This is a genomic window from Opitutus sp. (genome assembly GCA_024998815.1).
Classification (GTDB): Bacteria; Verrucomicrobiota; Verrucomicrobiia; order Opitutales; family Opitutaceae; genus Rariglobus.
Map to the genome: position 1 here is coordinate 892,460 of JACEUQ010000001.1, position 17,802 is coordinate 910,261.

The following is a 17,802-nucleotide window of genomic DNA, read 5'->3' on the forward strand; positions in this document are numbered from 1 at the left end:
TAGGAGTAAGAGAACGAGAACGACTCGGAGGTTAGGCGGCGGGGGTGTAGGTCGGGACGTAGAGGGCGGCTTCGATCAGTTCACCGGTTTTCCCTGATTCGAGGGCCACACCCATCACCATCTGAGGGAATTCGTTGCTATAGCCTTCAACGCAGCCGGTGGCGGTGAGTTGCAGCAGTTCACCAAAGCTGACCGTGCCGTTGATTTTCACTCGGACCGTGCCAGCGAGGCCGCCGGGAATCGCCACGGTGACGCGTTCGTAGGCTTTGCCGCCGGTAAGAAGCAGTCCAAGGGGTTTTTCGAGGGCGTAATCAACCAGGCAGATGCTTTCGTTGTTACTAAGCCGAACGAACCGGCCTTCTTGGCCGGTCAGATCGACGTCGGCCATAACCGAGATAATCGCGTTGGTGCGGGTGAGGTGCATGGGAATGAGCTGGGAGCTATTAGCTATGAGCTGTGAGCCTGGAGCCGGGATTAGGTGAGGGATTGGGGGGCGATGAGGATGGCTTCGACGAGTTCGCCGGTGACGCCGGTTTCGAGGGCTTGCGCAACGAGGGTGCGGGCGCCGGTGCCGGCGTCGGTTTGAACGCGGCCGTCAGCGGTGGTCTGCAGGTAGGCGCCGATGGTCGAAACCGTTGCTGCGAGTTTGACGCGGACGGTGCCAGCGAGGCCGCCGGCGCCGAGGGCGACTGTGACGCGTTCATCGGCTTTGCCGTCACAGAGGAGGACGCCTAGGGGTTTGACGGTGGCCGAGCTGAGGAGGGCGGCTTTGCCTGCGGTGAGGACGATGAAGCGGCCAACGTAGCCGGTGAGGTCGGCGTTGGCCTCGAAAGAGAGGATGGCGTTGGTACGGGCGAGGGAGGTTTTCATGGGGAGCGAGCTGGGAGCTTAGAGCTGTGAGCTAGGAGTTGGGTTAGCGGAAGAGGTCGGGGCTTTCGGCTTTGGCCTTGGCGTAGATGGATTGGAAATCGGCGCTGGGGTGAGCGGCGCGGATGGTGGCTAACTTCTGCTCTTGGCGGGTGATCTGGCTGGCGGGAGTGGCGGTGTCATCAGTGCCGGTGGTGAGGCGGGCGAGCACGGGGTTGATCGTCAGGGATTCGAGGGCTTTCACTGCTTTGGTTTCGTCGCGGAGGAGTGCATCGACCCAGAAGCCGCGGGTGTCGGTGTCCTTGGCGGGGAGGCGACCGGCGCGAACAGCGGCGTCAACGTGGGCTTCGGCGCGGTGGCGGGCTTGCGTCGCCATGAGTAATTGGAGGCCGGCGAGTTCGCTTTTGAGCGCGGTGGCGTGGCGGGTGAGCTGGGCTACGAGGTCGGCTTCGTCGGTGGCAGAGGCTTCGACGAGCGAAAGAGAACGGAGGGTGGCGATGAGGTTTTGCATGGGCATCGCTTCGGGCGTGGTGTCAACCGGTGCGGCCGCGAACAGGGGCGCGATGCGCTTGAACGCGGCGCGATTGACCAGGCCGCCCATGTTGATTTCGGAGCCGGTCACTTGGCCGGAGGCGTCCAGGTGGAAGGTCGGGGAAAATCGGCGGAAGGTGCGGCCTTCGACCGACTTTTTACCGGCGTCGGACCAGTCGAGGCGGGCGCGGACGCCGCCGGTCTGCGGCTCGCCACCAGCCCAATAAAATTCGGTCGGCCAAGCGGAGGCTTCGCGGTCCTCGTGGTTAAAATCGAAAAAGGGCCGGTCTTCGCGGCCTTCGGCGGCGGCGGTCAATTTTGCGGCGAGGAAGGTTTGCAGCACGGCGGCGGTGGCTGCGTTCACGGCCACTTCGACCGAGACGGGTTTGCCGCCCTGGGACGCCCGGATGCGGTGGCGACCGGGCGGCATGTACTGGATGTCGGTGGGGAGCGCGGCGCCTTCGGTCAGGGCGTTGGCGAAGGCGGCGTGTAGCGGTGCGTTTTTGTTGTTGGTGGCGAGGTCCATGCCATCGCCACGGTGTCAACGGTGGGCGCTCACTTGGGCGGCTGGTAACTGGCCTTAGGTACGCGGATCAGGGAGCTGCGGCAGTTGTAGTGGGCGGGTGGTGGCGAAAACCAGCCGTCGCCCCAGCGGTGACCGTGGCGGCCGAGACACACCTCGGTGGTGCGGCCGTCGAGGATCGCATCCCAAACCAGATAATCACCGGCGGCTTCGGCCTGGGCGAGTTCTTGGGGGAAGGCCGCCTCGGCAGCGGCTTGGCGGCCGGCGAGGGATGACGCGGATTCGCTGGCGGCGTCGATCGGCGCACCACAACCGCAGGCGCAGGCTTTGGCGGTGGTGGGCGCGGAGGTCGCTGGAACTGTTGAGGCGATAGGTTTGGCCGGTTGAAACAGTGCTTCGCTTGGGGCGGGTGACGGGACCTTGTGGCGTTCGTAAAGGTACTGCAGGGAAACCGGTAGGCCCATGTCGACGAACAGAGTTTTATCGCGGGTGGCCATTTCCTGCTCACGCTCAGGGCGGGTGATTTCTACTTCGACGAAGGGGACCTCGTCTGCGGTGCCCCAGTTTTGGGCGATCAACTGGGGGATGAGTTGGTCATTGAGGATGGCGACGATGTATTCGGCGTAGGTTTCGAAGAGATCCAGCTCGACCTCTCGGTGCACCTCGGTGGCGGCGCGGCTGCCTTCGCCGTTGTGTTCAACGGATAGATTTTGGCCCAAAAGCATGATGTCGCAGGCGCGGTCTGCGATACCCATGAGGCGTTCGCTGGGATCGTTGGGACCGGACACACCCGGCGTGGTGCCCTGCATGATTTGCAGGTTGGTGCCTTGTGGAAACGCACCCCATGAGGCGGTGCCCATGTTGCGGAGCGCCGAGGTTATGGCGTCGATTTCAAGCTGGGTAGCGGTCGCGGGATAGTTAGCCCAACGTAACGGCGTGCCGAATAGCTCTGCCTTTTGCACCAGCCATTCCCAGCCGAGCATGTGACCGAGCCAGAGCGGTGCGAGGGCGCGGAGCTGGGCGGCTTCACCGAGGGCGCCGGACTTCGACTGGAAAATGCCGGTGAGAAATTTGCCGGGGTATTTGGCAAAGGGGACGAGCTTCCTATCTGAAGTGGCGACGTTGTTCCCGTTGAGGCGGAGTGCGAGGGTGCCGTCGGTGTCGATGCCGAGGTAACGAGTCGGCACGCGGCGGAACCCGACCGGAACGACGTAACCGGTGGTGTCGGTCGTCCAGTCGATTTCGACCACGGATAGACCGCGGGCAACGGCGTCCATCAGTTCGTAAACAGCCGAACCGAGGGGGGCGCGCGTGGTGTCCACGTAACCGCGTTGCAGGTGCAACGCCGACTCCACGAAGGCGGCTTTCTCCTGCGCTGTGGCTGACGGTTTGCCGTTTTTCGGTGTGTAGGGCTGGACGTTGAGCGGCAGCTTGCGAATGGCGTTTTTAAGTTTTTGCAGGTTGGCGCGGAGGCGCGGCCAGGTGTCTTCCATCAGGTTAAACAGGTCGCTTTGAGCGGCGAGGTCACCGCGGGCGCCGGCGTCGAGGAGTTCACCAATGGCGTCGGGCGAGAGGCTGCGGCCGAAGAGTTGCGGTTCAAAGTCGCGGGCGGTGGGTCGGATGATGGGGGATGGGGACATGGGGGATTCGGATTTCGGCGTGGTTACACAGAGACGGACGGGAGATCGGATGAGGGCACGGAGTTCGGAGTCGGATTTCGGACCGAGAGAACGAGTAAGAGTAAGAGAACGAGAACGATTGCGGAGGTTAACGGGTCCAGGCGCAGCGGTAGCGGGTGAGCGCGGGGCGGTGGCGGGCGTTGAGTCCGGTGGGGACGCGTTCGGCGGCGAAGGCACCCGTTCCGGCGGAGGGGTTGCGTTGGGCGGCGTGGATCGCGAGGGCCAACGCGGTGGAGCGGTCAGCGTGGCCGTCGGCCGTGCGAGCTGCGGCGTAACGGATCGTTCCGCCCGGGCTGACGATGCGTTGCATGCTGCCGAGGTCGTCACGGATCACTGCGGCGGCGGGTAGCCCAACGGTGCGGGCTTGGAGGACTTTTTTGAGCCGCTCGAAGAGTTCTCGTTTGCGGTCGCCGGTGAAGGTCACGCCTTCGAAACGGGTTTCGTCGAGCGCTGCCGCAAGGTGTTCGCTCACCGGTCCACCGATGCCGGTGGCGTCGATCGCCGTGAATGCCGCCGCCATTACACGCGGGAGTAGGATTTCCTCCTGCTGCGGGAAAGGGACGCGGTCGAGGACGAGGACTTCGCGGGTTATCAGTTGGCCCCCGTGTAGGCGTTCGAGGGTCCAAGCTACGGTCAGATCCCGTTTTCGACCGACGTCGATGCCGATAAACAAGGCCGGTCGCGGCCGGAGGGTTCGAGAATAGAGGTCCGCAAGCGGATCGAGTGTTGCTTCCTCACATTCGCAGCCTCTGACGAGTTCGGCGGGGAAAACCTGCGACGAGTGCTCCATAAACTGGCACTCGAACTCCTGCGCCCAGCCTTCGGGATCGGCCAAGTTGGCCCGCAGTTCGTCCACGTTGAGGGCGAGACCCTGCGATACTGCGTCATACACACTGGTCTTGTGGCGCGAGAAAGCAGGCGCGTGCTCCCACAGGTCGAAATACTTGTTGTTCCGCCCGGCCGGCGTGGAGATGACGCGCAGTTTCAGCGCACCGCGTAGCGGGTTGGAGATGATCGGGTAAACGGCCCGCCAGATTTCCTCGGGGTTTTCGTGGAAGGCGAATTCGTCGAGCACCAGGTTGGCGGAATAACCACGGGCCGTGGAGGGATTCGCGGGCAACGCGAGCACGCGGGCACCGTTGGGAAACCGTAGTTGGGATTTCTGGATTTCGGGTCGGTATTCGGAACCGGTGGAATAGCTGACCGCGTCGCAGAAAATCCCGGCTGCCCGATTGACCTTGTCCATGAACTCTAAGGCCTGCCGTTCACCGGCGCTCAGGATGACCCAGTCGCCACCCGTCTCGATGGCGTCCGCCACCACCTCGAAGGAGGCCGCGAGGGAACCGCCGATTTGGCGGGATTTGAGCCAGATTTTGAAGCGGGCTTTGTCCTGCACCCAGGCGCGTTGGTACGGCAAAAGGAGGTCAAGCGGCGTGACCGCGAGGCGGCGGTCGGGCTTGTAGGTTTTTTTAGGGGCGGAGCGGCTCATGGCGTGGGCGTCGTCACAGCGGGTAACGCAGGCGCTTCGCTGGCCCCGAGGCGGGAACGCCACTCGCGCATGATGTCCTTTTCGCGGTCGGGCGTGATGTTGACCTGCGTGGCCACCACGGTGGTGGGTTGGTCGCGGTACACGTCGGGCTTATGCGCCTTCAGGAAAAAGATTAAGCAGGCGTCCGAGTAGCGTCGGCGCTCACCGCATTGCTGGCCTTTGGCGTCGAAAACCGGCTCGCTCCAGCCGTCGATGCCACGGCGTTTCAGCTCGAGCTCGGCTTCTTCGATGCGGGATGAATTCCGCACGCGGTCACGCTCCAACTGAGCCGACTGGAGCACTGGCACGAGGTCGGGTTTGCGCTGCAGGTGGCGGTAGAACGTGGACTGGTCGATGCCTTCTTTCTCGATGGCGTTGAGCGACGGCGAACCGTCGCGGATAGCGGTCCGGGTCTTTTTGTAGGTGCTTTGGATTTTTCCAAAGGAGCCAGTTTTGGCTATCGCGTGTTCGGGGCCAATGAAACGAAGCGGCGCCTCAAAGGCACCGGCCGGCACCTCTTGGTCATCGAGGAAGGCTTGCAGGCGCTGGAGGTAGGCCCACTCGGACTCTCCTTCGCAAACGATGATGTGGCGCGTGGTGGTCATCGACAGGGATCAGAGTGCCGGGTGCGGCACACCGGAGTAGAAGCCGGCGAGGTATTGTTTGCGGAAGTTGGTGACGTTACGGATGTCTTCACCGTCTTTTTTGGCGTCCACCAAGCGGCGCACGAGGGTGCCGTTGGCTACGGTTTTGCGCACCAGGGCGATCTCAGAAAGACGAAGGATGGAATCGTCGAGGATGTCGGTGTTGTGGGTGGTGAAGATGAGCTGTGCGCCCTTGTCATTGTAGCGGCGTTTTTTAAATAGGAGTACAATCTCACGCATCAGCAGCGGATGCAGGGAGCACTCCAGCTCGTCCACGAGGAAGATGCCGCCGGTCTTGAGTGCGTGCAGGATCAGCCCGATCAGCCCGGCGAGGCGTTGTGTGCCAGCGGACTCGTGTTTGATGAAATTAAGGGGGACATGGCTGCCTGCTACGTTCTTGTGTGTGGCGGTGATGTTGATCGCGTGCCGCGCGCCAGTATCGTGATTCTGCTTGAGCAGGTCTCCAAGGTGCAGGCGATCTTCCGGTCCGAGTTCGGTTTCGGTGATGTTGATGGCCGCGATATCGATGTCCAAGCGGCGAACAAAGTCGGTTATTTCGCGCAGCGCCGCTTCTTTATCTCCACCCATAGCTTCGGCCAATATCTGCACTGAGACGGGAAGCAGCATGGCACCTTCGTTGGTGAAGAACCTCACGCCGTCCTGAAAATAGGCGAAGGCGTTTTTAAGATCCGGATTGAGCCCCTGATAGGCTAGGCCAATGCGGTGCAGAAAGGCCTTGGTCTGACGCCCTTCGCCGTCGGAGCACTCCACGCGAATAATGTCGGAAAGCTTCTCTTTCGTATAGGTTGTGGAGTGAACTTTTGGACCGAACTCGGCTTGGAGCTGCCGGACGGTGAAAAGGGGCTCCCCGTTTTTCAGCAAAGACTCCTCCCCGATGGCGGTCGCTGAGTAAGAGATGCGATAGTTGAATTGATCGGCACCCAAGATGAACTCGGTCTCGAAGGTGGTCTCGGTGAACTTGCGGTTGAGCAGATTGGGTTCAAAAACGTCCGCTAGCTTTCCGCCCTCACGAAGCAGCGTCTTGATCGTGGCGAACGCTTTAAGGATGTTGGTTTTGCCGGCGGCGTTGGATCCAAAGAAAGCCGCGCAGGGTACGAGACGCTTTTTATTTCCGGCTTCGAGGAAGGGCATGATTTCCTGCCCGTGGTAGCCATTGGGGGCTTTTCCCTCGCCGTAGGAAAAGTCCAACTTGAGTTCCAGAATGGAGCGAAAGTTCTGAATGTAGAATGAAGATAGCATGATTATTGCCGGGGTTTGCTAATCTTCGGCCCATATTCGGCCCTAGTAAAGCAATGATGTGCAGATTTCATGTTTATCTTTGCTTTGCCTCAGTGCGCTGACGGCGTGGCGCGGGCGAGCAGCTCTCCAAGGTCGTAGTTGATCGAAGAGACGCCCCAGTCGGGTTCTTTGGTAAACGGGGTGGCGAGATAGAAGGGACCTTCGGTGGCGTCGTCCGGGCCGATGGTGACGATGGCCAAACGGAATTTCTCCGCCTGGTTGAGCGCGTAGAGGATTTCGTTGCGGGTGATGGTGACCGTAGTCGCACCTTGCACCCGGCCTTTGACCTCGATGTGGCGGGGCTGCGGCTGGCGTCTATCCGGCCCAGTAGCCGGGTAGGAGGTAATATCCCAACCGCATTTCTGGGCGGAGACATCCACCACGCGGCAACCACGCGACTCCTCGGCGCGGCGGACGGCGTCCATTGCCAGGCGTTCGATGCGGGCGCGGGCGGCGGCATCAGCGGCGAACGCGGCGGTAACCGGATCGAGGGAGGGCTCGCCACGCAGGCGGTTGAGCAGACCCACAGGGATAACAAGCGCCCCACCGAGGGCAACGGGGGTGCCGTTGACGATGTGACGCATGGATTGAAGCTCTTTACGGCGATTCTCCAAGCGGCCTTCTAGGTCGGATACGGTGCGCCGGGTGTTTTCGAGATTCAGGCGCACGTCTTTGCCGGCGTCTTGGTCTTCCTTGAGCTTGAGCCAGCGGTCGGACCAGAAGGCGATTTCCTGGGTCAGGCGTTCATGGACGGCGGCGAGGGTTTTATCGACGTGGGCGATGCGGCGGCTGGCGACTTCCTCGTAGTGCTGGGGAACGAGGGCACCGGCGGCGAGACCGAGGGCACGTTTTTCCTGGTCGGCGCAAATCCATGGCGCGTCCAGAATCGCGGTGAGAAGCGGTCGGTCTGCTGGGGCCAGCGGCTCCAGGTCGAGGTGAGGTGCCCAGCCGGCGAAGGTGGCCGAGCCGTCGGGAGAGACGCGGACGAATTGGAGGCGCTTGGACAACACCTGGCCATCACCGGAGGTGATTTCGTGGGTGAGGAGAAACAGCAGGTGGGGCTCGGTGCCCTCGTCGGCGGGGTCCACTAGGAGCGCGCCTTGGCGGAGCAAGTTGCCGTTTTGCTCCAGGATGAGGTCGCTCATCGAGAGCAGCAGCGGGTGTCCGGGATGAAGCAGTTGGGCGAAGGCTACGCCGGGGCGATCAAGCGGGCGGACGGCTTCCTTGGTGAAGCACACGCGCTCGTAGCGCTTGAGCACGGGGGCGAAATCGCGCCGGTTGCGGCCGGTGATGAGGCGGTCGCGCTCGCGGATGGTGGCGGGAACGTGGGTGATTTCGAAGCGGTTGGCCTCGCGGGTGTGAATCGATCCGCCCAACGCGGCGAAGGCGTTTTGGAAAAAGGAGCGGACGAAATAGGGTTGGAGGCGGCGGGCCTCGGCTTTTTCCATCTCCTCTTTCACGGCAAAAAGGCGTTCGCCGCTCATGGTTTCCTGTGAGAGGGCGTTGCGGTCGAGGAGCGAGCGCAGGTGCGACTGGTCGAGCGCGTTGTCGATTTTTTGGAGCAGGCGGGCGCTGACCTCGGGCTGGTCACCGTAGCGAACCGCGTTGATGAGGAGATCTTTGAGGCTGTTGTCCTCGAACACTTCGCCGAGGATGTCGAAGACGCGGCCCTTGAGCGCATCGGACTCGGTGGCGAGTTTTTCAAGGAGGCGGTGGTAGACGTCGCCCTCCCGGGTCTCCTTGGCGACGAGGTTCCAAAGGTGGCAGACCTCCTGCTGGCCGATACGGTGGATGCGGCCAAACCGTTGCTCCAGCCGGTTGGGGTTCCACGGGAGATCGTAGTTCACCATCAGGTTGGCGTTTTGGAGGTTAACGCCCTCACCGGCGGCGTCGGTGGCAATGAGCACGCGCACTTCGGGATCGGAGCGGAACAGGTTCTGTACCTTGCGGCGTTCGTCGCGGTGGGTGCCGCCGTGGATGGTGACGATGGCGTCGGGCGTGCCAAGGACACCGGCGATCTTGGCCTGGAGGTAGTTCAGTGTGTCGCGGTGCTCGGAGAAGATGATGAGCTTGCGCAGGCGGTGGCCCTGGCCGTCGCACATGCGTTCGTCGTGCTGGAGAATTTTGGACAGCTCGTCCCACTTGCGGTCTTGGCCGGAGGCAACGAGGGCGGCAGCCTGGATTTCGAGGCCGCGCAGGATGAGGATTTCCTGTTCGAGCTCGGCAATGGTGCGGGCTGCGGTGGCCTGATCGACCAGCGTCTCCTCCAAGTTTTCCTGCTCGTCGGCGGTCTGATCATCGTCGTCGTCCGGCGGGATCAGCGAGGCGGGAAGATCGGCGAGGGCCTGCTGGCCGCGAACACCGAGCTTTTCTTCCCGGGTGCGGCGTTCGAGTCGTTCACGACGACGTTTGAGCGACTGGAAAATAGCTTCGGGCGAGGATGCGAGACGGCGTTGCAGTGCGGTGAGGGCGAAGCCGACCGAACCCTTGCGTGAACCCTCCAGTTGGTCGGCCTTGCCCATCTCGGTCTGCACGTAGGCGGTGACGGACTGGTAGAGGGCGGCCTCGATGTCGGAGAGCTTGTAGTTGACGGTGTAGGCCTTGCGCTCCGGGAAGAGCGGGGTGCCGTCGAACTTGACCAGTTCCTCTTTGACCATGCGGCGCATGAGGTCGGAGGCATCGACTTTGTGGGCACCGTCCTTTTCCCGGTTGCGGCCGTAAAAACGGTCGGAATCGAGAAGGGAAAGGAATAGCTGAAAGTCTTCGTCTTTGCCGTTGTGCGGCGTGGCCGTCATAAAGAGCAGGTGGCGGGTGTGTTTACCTAGTTCCTCGGCAAAGCGGAAGCGCCCGGTCTTTTCGAGTTTGGCGCCGAAGTAGTGGGCGGAGAGCTTATGAGCTTCGTCAAAAACCACGAGATCCCAACCGGCGGCGCCGAGCTTAGCCTGGAGTTCCTCGTTGCGAGCCATCTGGTCGAGGCGGACGACGACCTGCGGGTGATCCTCGAAGGCGTTGCCGTTGGGCGAGGCCGCTTCGAGGTCGGAAGAGAAGACACGGAATTCTAGGCCGAACTTTTCAAACAGCTCATCGCGCCACTGCTCGACTAGGCTGCCGGGAGAGACGATGAGGATCCGGCGGGCGTCGGCCCGCATGATGAGTTCGCGGATGTAGAGGCCGGCCATGATCGTCTTACCCGCGCCGGGGTCGTCGGCGAGGACATAGCGCAACGGCTGGCGGGGGAGCATGGACTCGTAAACCGCCGTGATCTGGTGCGGGAGCGGGTCCACGTTGGACGTGTGGACCGCCATCATCGGATCGAACAGGAAGGCGAGGTCGATGCGCTTGGCCTCGGCGGTGAGCTTGAAGGCCTCGCCATCGCCATCGAAAGACCAAGGGCGCTCGACGGTGGCGACGGACAGCGTGCCGATGTCAGCGGCGGTGACTAAGCGCTCGCGGATGGTGCCGACGGGGAGCTTGTAAATGACCTGAACCGCGCCTTCGCCGATGGGCACGGCGGCGATGACGGCCACAATCACGCTGGGTTCTAAACCAACGAGGGAAAGGCCGGGTTTTAGGTCAGAGAGCTGCATCGCACTAGTTCTTAGGCTGTTCCGGTTTGCTGGAGCGGGATTTCTCGATTCCCCAGGTGGCTTGCGCGAGGTCTTCGATCTTGCCGATAAACTTATCGACGTTGAGGCCGGCGATAAACGCCAAGGCATAGAAACCAAGCTGGTTGCCCTCGGAGTTTTGGGTCGCGTCGAGAACGAGCAAACCGGCTTTCAAAAACAGATAACTGACAAGACCGCACAGGATGCTGACGACGGGACGGAGCACATACCACGGCCACCATTTCAGATCCCAACGGCTGTGGACGCAGGCATTCAGGTAGATGCCTCGAAAACAATAAACGAGTCCACCCATACCACCGATGATGACACACAAGAAAGGAACGGCATGTGGCATCAACCACTCGGGCAGCTCACCGCGCAGATAAAGAGACGCCAAGTAGCCGAGCCCAAACAAGAGGGCGAAGAGGTAGGCCATAATGCGCTTCATGTGGCACCTCCCGAGGCAGGCGCACGCAACGCGGCGGCGAGGTCTTGGACGCTGACAATGGATGCGGAACGCGATGCGAGGGCCTTGATAGCGTCTCGGGCCAGATCGTTAAAATAAGGAACGACTACTAAGACGCGGTCACAAGGTAGGTAGGTGCGTAAAAGCTGAGCCGTGCCCACCTCGCGCTCCCAATCGCGATTCACGTTAAACTTGCACTCGATGGCGGTGCGAACAGGCCCGCTGACCAAGAAATCGGTAACAACGTTGCCATTGCGAGCATAGGACTCGCAAGCAATGCCGCTCTCGCGAAGTGCACGAGCAACCGACTCGCGGAAGTCGATGCTGAGGGTTTTCAACTCAAGGTAACGGGCAATGCGGTCGAGTTCGCCAGTGGGTAAATCGCCGGATGCAACGAAGGACGAAGGCTCCTCCTCCACCACGTCGGGAAGCCCTGAGTAGGCGCGGAGGATGATCTGTTGATCCTCGGGCGTTTGGCAAAGCACCTCGATCAACTTGGTGAGGGTGCCTTGGCGTGGACGGGAAACACCATTGAAGATACGACTGACAGAGGTGGGAGAAATTCCAACACGTTCGGCCAAAACCAAACCGGTCAAATCGCGCTGCTCCATCAGGGTACGTAAAGATTCGCCCAGAGATGGACGTGAAGGCGTGTTGAGCGAGTTCATGTGAAAGGCAAAAACATGACGTTTAGAGACGGTGATGATCAGTCAATGATGAGCTGTCGAGGCGATGTGTTATGAAATAGCAATAAAACTACAATATTTAACATTTCTGAGTGGCGTTTTGAAAATGAGAAGCCCCGACGCGTGAGCGGCCGGGGCTGTGGGAAGCGGAAACTATGACGGTGGGTCAGGGTTTGAAGGAGTCGTTGGGTTTACCGTCATCGGCGAGGTCGCCGAAGTGGTTCACGGCATCTTTGAGGAGGGAGGCTGCGGCGAAGACCGTCAGGCCGATGGGTGTGCCGGAGAGGGGGCCGGCGATGGTGAGGGCGAGGCCAGCGGCTTTGCCAATGGCGTCGCGGCCGGTGAGGTTGCCCTTGGGAAAGTGGGCGGCGATGAGGACGGCTGCGTCGGTGTCCTTCGCGAGCTTTTCGAGCTCGTTCAAGACCTGTGCCATCTCGGTGTTCGAGTTCTCCTCGCGGTCACCGTAGGTCTTGTAGATCGGGTCAATGATGATGAGTCCCGCGCCGATCCGTGCGGCCTGACGCCGGATGCGTTTGGCAAGTTGGGTGATCTCGTTGTCTTTGCCGCGCCGATTCCAGAAGCAGACGCGAGGGTTGGCGGTCATGTTGAAACCCCGTGCGATGCATAGCATGCGCAGGCGCTTGCGGTAGCTGAACCGAGCGATCTCCAAGTTAACGTAAATGACCGTTGTCGGCTGGGTCTGATAGCCACACCACGGTTGGCCGTAGGCGACGGAGAGGGCCAGGTCGGTGAGGTTCCACGTCTTGCGGGCTTTCGATGGACCGGCGATGACCATTTTGGCACCACGAAACAGAATACCCTCGATGATCTGGGGCGGATCGACCTCTTCCTCGCCACAATAGGGCGTGAGGAAGTCGATGTCGCGGGCGTCTTCATACTGGGCATCCCAGTCGGCGAACGAGGCCGCGCCGACGTTGACCGCGATGAGTCGTTGCACGCCGTTGTTGCGCAGGCCGCCGGGACAACGGGAAAAGCGCGACGGGTTTTTATTGGCCTTGTCGATTTGGAAGCCGGGTAAGGATGCCCACACTTTCTCGCGGCGGGCGTGGTATTCCTCGCGATTCTTGGCGTCGATCCGCACCCATGCGTGCACCGAGTTACCGGCCGAGTCTATCAGCGCGGCGATGGGCAAACCGGAGGCGCGCAGTTGACGCTCCTGCTCGGGCTTGGAAATCACGTCGCTTTCAACCAGTACGTGACGCAGGGCGGTGACATCTTCGTCGGTGCCCTCGGCGCCGTGGCGCACCGGATTGATGCGGATGAACAGGCCGTGATGCCCACTGAACACGTGGGCGATGCCTCCGCGTGAAGAGGCGCGTTCGATCCAGGCGTCACGGGTGAGGATGTTGACTCCGCCGTTTTCAGGGATGGCGCGCTCGGCTTCGGGATGGAGCGTGCCAGGGGCGATGGACAAGACATCGGCCGGCTCGAAACAGGCGCGGAGGAAGGTGCCGAAGGAGTCGGCTTCGGAATGACCAATGTCCAATGACGAATGACCAAGGGGCGGAGTAGGAGAATGAGGAGACATGGTGGATGAGGGGCCGGTGGAGCGGGCGAGGTGGCCGCGGCCTTCGGTGGGGGGTGCGGCGCGGTCGGCGTCGGTCAGTTTGTGGGTGAGGTCAGGCTCGGACCACGGGGGCGAGCAGCGGCCGTTATACTCGGCAAAAAGCGGGGCGGCATCGGCCACCCCTAGGCCGAAGCCCTGCACCAAGGTGCAGGCAACGGCGAAGGTCTGGTCGTGGCCATGCTGCCCCGAAACGGCGGGCGGCATTTTGGCGAGATAACGCCGGGCGCGCTCGATCAGGTCGAGCGGCCCGGCGCTAGCGGAGGGCGAGGTGTAGCGCAGGGACATTAGGCGGCCCTCCGGTTGGTGTTTTTGAAACGCTCCGTCATCCACACACCGGCGTCGACGAAGCTGACGAGGTCGGGGCGGGCATGGCCGTTGCGACGCAGACAGGCCACCTGTTTGGGCGTGGCCAAACCGAGGTTACGCCGCGCGAGGATGCGGTCGATGATCGCCGCCGCGTGACCTTTGTCACGGATTGCGGACGGATCGAGGCCGTTGCGTTCGAGCAGGCTGAGTTGCTTGAACGAGGGCGGCTGGTGGTGCCAGGCCATCGTTGGCGCGTATTCGGCGAGGTCGATTTCGTGCAGGGAGAGCGCGAATTCGACCGGATCGAGCTGGCGCTCCGCCCGCTTGGCGTTGGCGGCCAGCTCTTCAGCCAAGACGGCTTCACGTTGGGCCTTGGCGTCGATTTCCGTCTCCAACAGGTCGTGCTCCTCGTCGTCGGCCTCTTCGGACTGGGCGATCATCGCATTGGCGATTTCAGGCGTGGAGGCCACCAGATGCGCTGGACGCACAATGGAGTGGCGGCCGGTCATCCATAGGAAATCCAGCACCAGAAGATTTTCTTTGCCGGGGTGCAGGCGTGTACCGCGGCCGATGATCTGCGCGTAGAGAGCGCGCACCTTGGTTGGTCGCAGGCAGACTACACACTCGATTGAAGGCTCGTCGAAACCCTCGGTGAGGAGCATGGAGTTGCTCAGGATCTGGAAATCACCGGCGGCATAGCGGGCCAAGAGTTCGGCCCGGTTCTCGCTCTGACCGTCGATGTGGGCAGCGGTGAAACCGACCTCATGACAGAGTTCTACGAATAACTGTGACGTGCGGATCAACGGCAGGAAGACGAGCGTTTTACGGTCCCCAATCGACTCGCGCATTGCTTCGACGATTTCTCGCAGGGCGGGCTCGATGACGTCACCCAGGTCGGCGTCGTTGTAGTCGCCGGCCACGGTGCGCACGTCGGTCAGGTTGATCTCCACCGGCAGGGTACGCACCGAAATGCGGGAGAGATAACCGTCCTCAATGAGTTCGTGTAGACCGACCTCGAAGGCGATGTCCTCGAAATAGGTGCCGAGGTTTTTCTTGTCACCGCGGTCGGGCGTGGCGGTGACTCCCAGCACCTTGGCGTGTCCATCGAAGTGCCGGAGCACGCGCTGGTAACTCTCGGCGAGGGCATGATGAGCCTCGTCGACCACAACCAAATTAAAATGGTCGCGGGGCCAACGGCTGAGACGCTTTTCGCCCATCAGGGTTTGCACCGACGCGACCACCACCTGGGCGTTGAGACTGGCTTGGCGGGTGCCGCATTCGGTTTCGGCGACGATACCGGTGGCGCGGGTGAGTTTGTCGGCCGCCTGGCTGAGCAACTCCTCGCGGTGGGCAAGTATCAGGGTGCGGCCGGGCGCGAATTTTTCTGCCGTGTGGGAAAAAATCACGGTTTTACCGGCGGCGGTGGGAAGAACGGCCAACAGTTTGCCGTGCTGGCGAAACTTTGTGAGCACGGCATCGACGCAGTCCGTTTGGTAGGGGCGTAGATCAAAACGGCTCATTGGCAGCTCCTTCCTTTTTGGCAGCGTTGGCGGGTGCGGTCGCGGTGGTGCGGATGACCGGGGCGAGCCAGGCGTCGACCTTGTTGTTGGCGCGACCGTTATAGTCCTCGACCTTGAGGCGGACGCGCAGGGTGCGGCCGGGCAGGTTTGCGGCGTCGAGCTCAACCGGCTCGCCCGGGACGATGGTCTGTCCGAGGGCGAGGCGGAAGGTGTCGATTTTCCAGGCTGAAGAGGCCGAGGCGACGAGGTAGTCAAAAAGTTTGCACGAGGCCCCATCGGCGGCCTCGGCCTCTAGGGTGAGTTTGATCATGTCCGCGCCAGTGGAGCGCGAAACAGTTTCGGAGGCCTCTAGGATGGTGACCGCGTAGTCACCGGCGGGGAGGTGGTAGGTTTTAGGGGCGTCGGCGGAAGAAGTGTATTTCATGGGAATTAGCGGGAGGGTTGGGAGGCGGAGGGTTGAGCGAGGAGGCCGAGCGCGACGGCGCAGCGGCGGGTGAGGCGGAGGTCGTTGGCGAGGTAATCGAGGGCACCGGCGGAATCGGTGGCCCACTGGGAGGCGAAGTCGGCCCCATGGCCGGTTTTACGGCCGACGCCGAGGAACTGGGCGAGGCGATCGAGCGAGACGGAGTCCTCGCGGTTACCGCAGCGCCAGCAGTCGAGCAGGTCACGGCACTGGGAGGGCAGAAACCGTCCGGAAACGAGCTCGGTCGGAACCGGCACGCGCAGGTGCCAGGAGCGGCGGATCAAAAACGGCAGGTCGAAACGGTTGCTGTTAAACCCGATTAGCTCGGCCTGCAGGTAGCCGGTGGGGGCGATCAGTTGCCAAAAGGCGGCGATGTCGGCGGCCTCATTGTTGGAGGCAAAGAAACCGATTTCGCCGGTCGCCTCGTTGGTGTAACCAATCGCGAGCACCCGGCCGGTAAGGGCAGAAAGCGCGCCGGACTGGAACCACTCAGCCTCCTTTTCGGCGACGTAAGCGCGGATCTTTTCGGGGTCCTTCCAGTTGGCCGGTGCATCGAAGTGCGGCACGCACTCGGCGAGTTCGGCGCGGGAGCGCGGGCCGGTTTCGATGTCGAAAATGTAGGTGCTCATCGGGCACCTCCGTTCTGGCGCGAGGCGGCTTTGGCGGCGGTCGAGGTGGAACCCTCGGCGATCTTATTCATCTGGTCCTGCAGCTTGCCGATTAACCGGTCAGCCTGCTCGGCGGTGAGCTCGTTCCAGTGCAGGTCGATGCTATCGCAGCCGACCCAAGCGAAGGCCTTGGCGCGGTCCTCGTGAGTTTTGTTGAGTGTGGCCCAGTAGAGGGTGAGTTTCTCGACCTGCTCGCGGGTGATCAGGATCACCGGTGCGGCGGTGCGAGTGGTCTGGGCCGTGGGCGACGCCGGGGATGACGGGGCGGCCCGTGCCGGGATAGGTGCCGGTACGGGTGAGGGGTGGATGCCGGGTTTGGCGAACGCACCGAAGATCGGCACAAAACTGGCCCAACACAGCGGCATGGACTCGGGCAGGCCGTGGCGGTTCTTGGCGTCGTAGGCTGCCGAGTGGGTCGTGTGGATAATCCGCTCCCTGCCACCAATAGCGCGTTTTTTACCGTCGGTGGCCTCGACCACCTTAGTGTGGAAATTTCCAAACAAGACGGCGTCGGACCACTCCTTAAGCAGAGCCGAGCATCCCTTGGAGAGTTTGAGTTCGAAGCGATCGTAGGAACCGGCGGCGTCGGGCTGCTCAAACTTTTTGACCGTGGAATGGGCTAGGAAAACGATGTTCAGCCCGGTGGCACGCAGCCGGTCCAAGCGGGCGAGGAAGGCCGACCAACGCTCGGTGACGGCGATCCAGCCCTTGCCGTATCCAAAATCCTCAATCGAGGTTTTGTGGGATTTTTGGCAGATGTCCTCGACCAGGAGCTTTTCGATCCAGTCGGCGGTATCGATGACCAGGAAGCGGAAGGTGTGTTGGCCCGCATCGAGAAAGTCGATGGCGGCTTCGACGTCCTGCCAGCATTTGGGGCGTGGGAAACGGGTGACGTTGAGGTGTTCGGTGCCGCCCTCGGCATCGAGATAAATGGTGTCGGTCGTGTCCTTAAAACAGGACGACTTTCCGAGTCCGGAAGGTGCGTAGAAGGTGATGCGCTGCGCCGATTGAAGCGGGCCGCGCACGAGTTCGAGGGTGTTGGTTTTGGTCATGGTGTTGGTTTTTCCTGAGGGGAAATTTTTAACGCGTGACCGTGTCGGGCTGTTCGAGCCGAACGGTCAGGTTGCGGGTGCGCAGGTCGAACGCCGGTTCGAGGCCGTGGGCAGTCACGGGGCCGGGGTTACGGAAAGGGCCGGTGTCAAATGGACGGCGACTCGGCGCGAGGTGGGTGGAGGTCAGGTGCTGCATGGCGTTGCGTGGCACCCCCCTTTGGGAACAAGTGCTTCTGTTCCGGAACAAGTCGGCCCGTTTTCGGGCACAAAAAAACCCGAAGCAGCTCAATTGGAGCGGCTTCGGGTGTTGGCTAAGAAAACTTAAAAAACTCTAAAATAGGCGTTTTTTACAAAACGATTTGTTCCAGCTGGGGCCG

At 61.8% G+C, this 17,802-nt stretch carries 16 protein-coding genes; all 16 read right to left on the minus strand.

The window, feature by feature from the left end; translation table 11 throughout:
* Window positions 1-31 precede the first annotated feature (31 nt).
* The 16 genes from H2170_03850 to H2170_03925 all read right to left on the minus strand — a co-directional run bounded on the left by H2170_03850 (window position 32) and on the right by H2170_03925 (window position 17,636).
* Window positions 32-424, minus strand: coding sequence for a hypothetical protein (locus H2170_03850; GenBank protein ID MCS6299220.1), 393 nt, complete (start codon window positions 422-424; stop codon window positions 32-34).
* A 50-nt stretch (window positions 425-474) separates the two neighbouring features.
* Window positions 475-870 carry a hypothetical protein gene (locus H2170_03855; protein MCS6299221.1) on the minus strand — a complete coding sequence of 132 codons (396 nt, stop codon included), beginning with the start codon at window positions 868-870 and terminating at the stop codon, window positions 475-477.
* A 43-nt stretch (window positions 871-913) separates the two neighbouring features.
* Window positions 914-1,924, minus strand: coding sequence for a hypothetical protein (locus tag H2170_03860; GenBank protein MCS6299222.1), 1,011 nt, complete (start codon window positions 1,922-1,924; stop codon window positions 914-916).
* 29 nt (window positions 1,925-1,953) lie between these two features.
* Window positions 1,954-3,561, minus strand: a complete 1,608-nt coding sequence (locus H2170_03865) for a DUF935 family protein (GenBank protein ID MCS6299223.1) — start codon at window positions 3,559-3,561, stop codon at window positions 1,954-1,956.
* A gap of 127 nt (window positions 3,562-3,688) precedes the next feature.
* The gene (locus tag H2170_03870) at window positions 3,689-5,089 is read right to left on the minus strand and encodes a hypothetical protein (protein MCS6299224.1); all 1,401 of its coding nucleotides are present in this window, start codon (window positions 5,087-5,089) and stop codon (window positions 3,689-3,691) included.
* The gene (locus H2170_03875) at window positions 5,086-5,733 is read right to left on the minus strand and encodes a hypothetical protein (protein MCS6299225.1); all 648 of its coding nucleotides are present in this window, start codon (window positions 5,731-5,733) and stop codon (window positions 5,086-5,088) included. Before H2170_03875 ends, H2170_03870 begins: the two co-directional genes overlap by 4 nt.
* A gap of 9 nt (window positions 5,734-5,742) precedes the next feature.
* On the minus strand, window positions 5,743-7,032 hold the full coding sequence (locus H2170_03880) for an ATP-binding protein (GenBank protein MCS6299226.1): 1,290 nt from the start codon (window positions 7,030-7,032) through the stop codon (window positions 5,743-5,745).
* A gap of 89 nt (window positions 7,033-7,121) precedes the next feature.
* Complete coding sequence (locus tag H2170_03885) at window positions 7,122-10,658, minus strand: DUF3883 domain-containing protein (GenBank protein MCS6299227.1); 3,537 nt, start codon at window positions 10,656-10,658, stop codon at window positions 7,122-7,124.
* Between the two features lie 4 nt (window positions 10,659-10,662).
* On the minus strand, window positions 10,663-11,124 hold the full coding sequence (locus H2170_03890; GenBank protein ID MCS6299228.1) for a hypothetical protein: 462 nt from the start codon (window positions 11,122-11,124) through the stop codon (window positions 10,663-10,665).
* Window positions 11,121-11,810, minus strand: coding sequence for a helix-turn-helix transcriptional regulator (locus tag H2170_03895; GenBank protein MCS6299229.1), 690 nt, complete (start codon window positions 11,808-11,810; stop codon window positions 11,121-11,123). The genes H2170_03890 and H2170_03895 overlap by 4 nt, the downstream gene beginning before the upstream one ends.
* 184 nt (window positions 11,811-11,994) lie before the next feature.
* The gene (locus tag H2170_03900) at window positions 11,995-13,701 is read right to left on the minus strand and encodes an AAA family ATPase (protein ID MCS6299230.1); all 1,707 of its coding nucleotides are present in this window, start codon (window positions 13,699-13,701) and stop codon (window positions 11,995-11,997) included.
* Window positions 13,701-15,242, minus strand: a complete 1,542-nt coding sequence (locus H2170_03905) for a DEAD/DEAH box helicase (protein ID MCS6299231.1) — start codon at window positions 15,240-15,242, stop codon at window positions 13,701-13,703. Before H2170_03905 ends, H2170_03900 begins: the two co-directional genes overlap by 1 nt.
* A complete protein-coding gene (locus tag H2170_03910; GenBank protein MCS6299232.1) occupies window positions 15,229-15,666 on the minus strand; it encodes a DUF669 domain-containing protein in 438 nt (145 codons plus the stop codon). The genes H2170_03905 and H2170_03910 overlap by 14 nt, the downstream gene beginning before the upstream one ends.
* Window positions 15,667-15,671: 5 nt before the next feature.
* Window positions 15,672-16,334: a ribonuclease H-like domain-containing protein gene (locus H2170_03915; GenBank protein MCS6299233.1), complete on the minus strand. Its 663-nt coding sequence runs from the start codon at window positions 16,332-16,334 to the stop codon at window positions 15,672-15,674.
* On the minus strand, window positions 16,331-17,425 hold the full coding sequence (locus H2170_03920) for an ATP-binding protein (protein MCS6299234.1): 1,095 nt from the start codon (window positions 17,423-17,425) through the stop codon (window positions 16,331-16,333). Before H2170_03920 ends, H2170_03915 begins: the two co-directional genes overlap by 4 nt.
* Before the next feature lie 28 nt (window positions 17,426-17,453).
* Complete coding sequence (locus H2170_03925) at window positions 17,454-17,636, minus strand: hypothetical protein (GenBank protein MCS6299235.1); 183 nt, start codon at window positions 17,634-17,636, stop codon at window positions 17,454-17,456.
* Between the last annotated feature and the right edge of the window lie 166 nt (window positions 17,637-17,802).

Excerpts from the sequence above, each read along its gene's own strand:
- H2170_03870 (MCS6299224.1), bottom strand. The coding sequence starts at position 5,089 with ATGAGCCGCTCCGCCCCTAAAAAAACCTACAAGCCCGACCGCCGCCTC.
- H2170_03885 (MCS6299227.1), bottom strand. The coding sequence starts at position 10,658 with ATGCAGCTCTCTGACCTAAAACCCGGCCTTTCCCTCGTTGGTTTAGAA.
- H2170_03850 (MCS6299220.1), bottom strand. The coding sequence starts at position 424 with ATGCACCTCACCCGCACCAACGCGATTATCTCGGTTATGGCCGACGTC.
- H2170_03920 (MCS6299234.1), bottom strand. The coding sequence starts at position 17,425 with ATGACCAAAACCAACACCCTCGAACTCGTGCGCGGCCCGCTTCAATCG.
- H2170_03855 (MCS6299221.1), bottom strand. The coding sequence starts at position 870 with ATGAAAACCTCCCTCGCCCGTACCAACGCCATCCTCTCTTTCGAGGCC.
- H2170_03865 (MCS6299223.1), bottom strand. The coding sequence starts at position 3,561 with ATGTCCCCATCCCCCATCATCCGACCCACCGCCCGCGACTTTGAACCG.
- H2170_03880 (MCS6299226.1), bottom strand. The coding sequence starts at position 7,032 with ATGCTATCTTCATTCTACATTCAGAACTTTCGCTCCATTCTGGAACTC.
- H2170_03860 (MCS6299222.1), bottom strand. The coding sequence starts at position 1,924 with ATGGACCTCGCCACCAACAACAAAAACGCACCGCTACACGCCGCCTTC.
- H2170_03890 (MCS6299228.1), bottom strand. The coding sequence starts at position 11,124 with ATGAAGCGCATTATGGCCTACCTCTTCGCCCTCTTGTTTGGGCTCGGC.
- H2170_03900 (MCS6299230.1), bottom strand. The coding sequence starts at position 13,701 with ATGTCCCTGCGCTACACCTCGCCCTCCGCTAGCGCCGGGCCGCTCGAC.
- H2170_03915 (MCS6299233.1), bottom strand. The coding sequence starts at position 16,334 with ATGAGCACCTACATTTTCGACATCGAAACCGGCCCGCGCTCCCGCGCC.
- H2170_03895 (MCS6299229.1), bottom strand. The coding sequence starts at position 11,810 with ATGAACTCGCTCAACACGCCTTCACGTCCATCTCTGGGCGAATCTTTA.
- H2170_03875 (MCS6299225.1), bottom strand. The coding sequence starts at position 5,733 with ATGACCACCACGCGCCACATCATCGTTTGCGAAGGAGAGTCCGAGTGG.
- H2170_03905 (MCS6299231.1), bottom strand. The coding sequence starts at position 15,242 with ATGAGCCGTTTTGATCTACGCCCCTACCAAACGGACTGCGTCGATGCC.
- H2170_03910 (MCS6299232.1), bottom strand. The coding sequence starts at position 15,666 with ATGAAATACACTTCTTCCGCCGACGCCCCTAAAACCTACCACCTCCCC.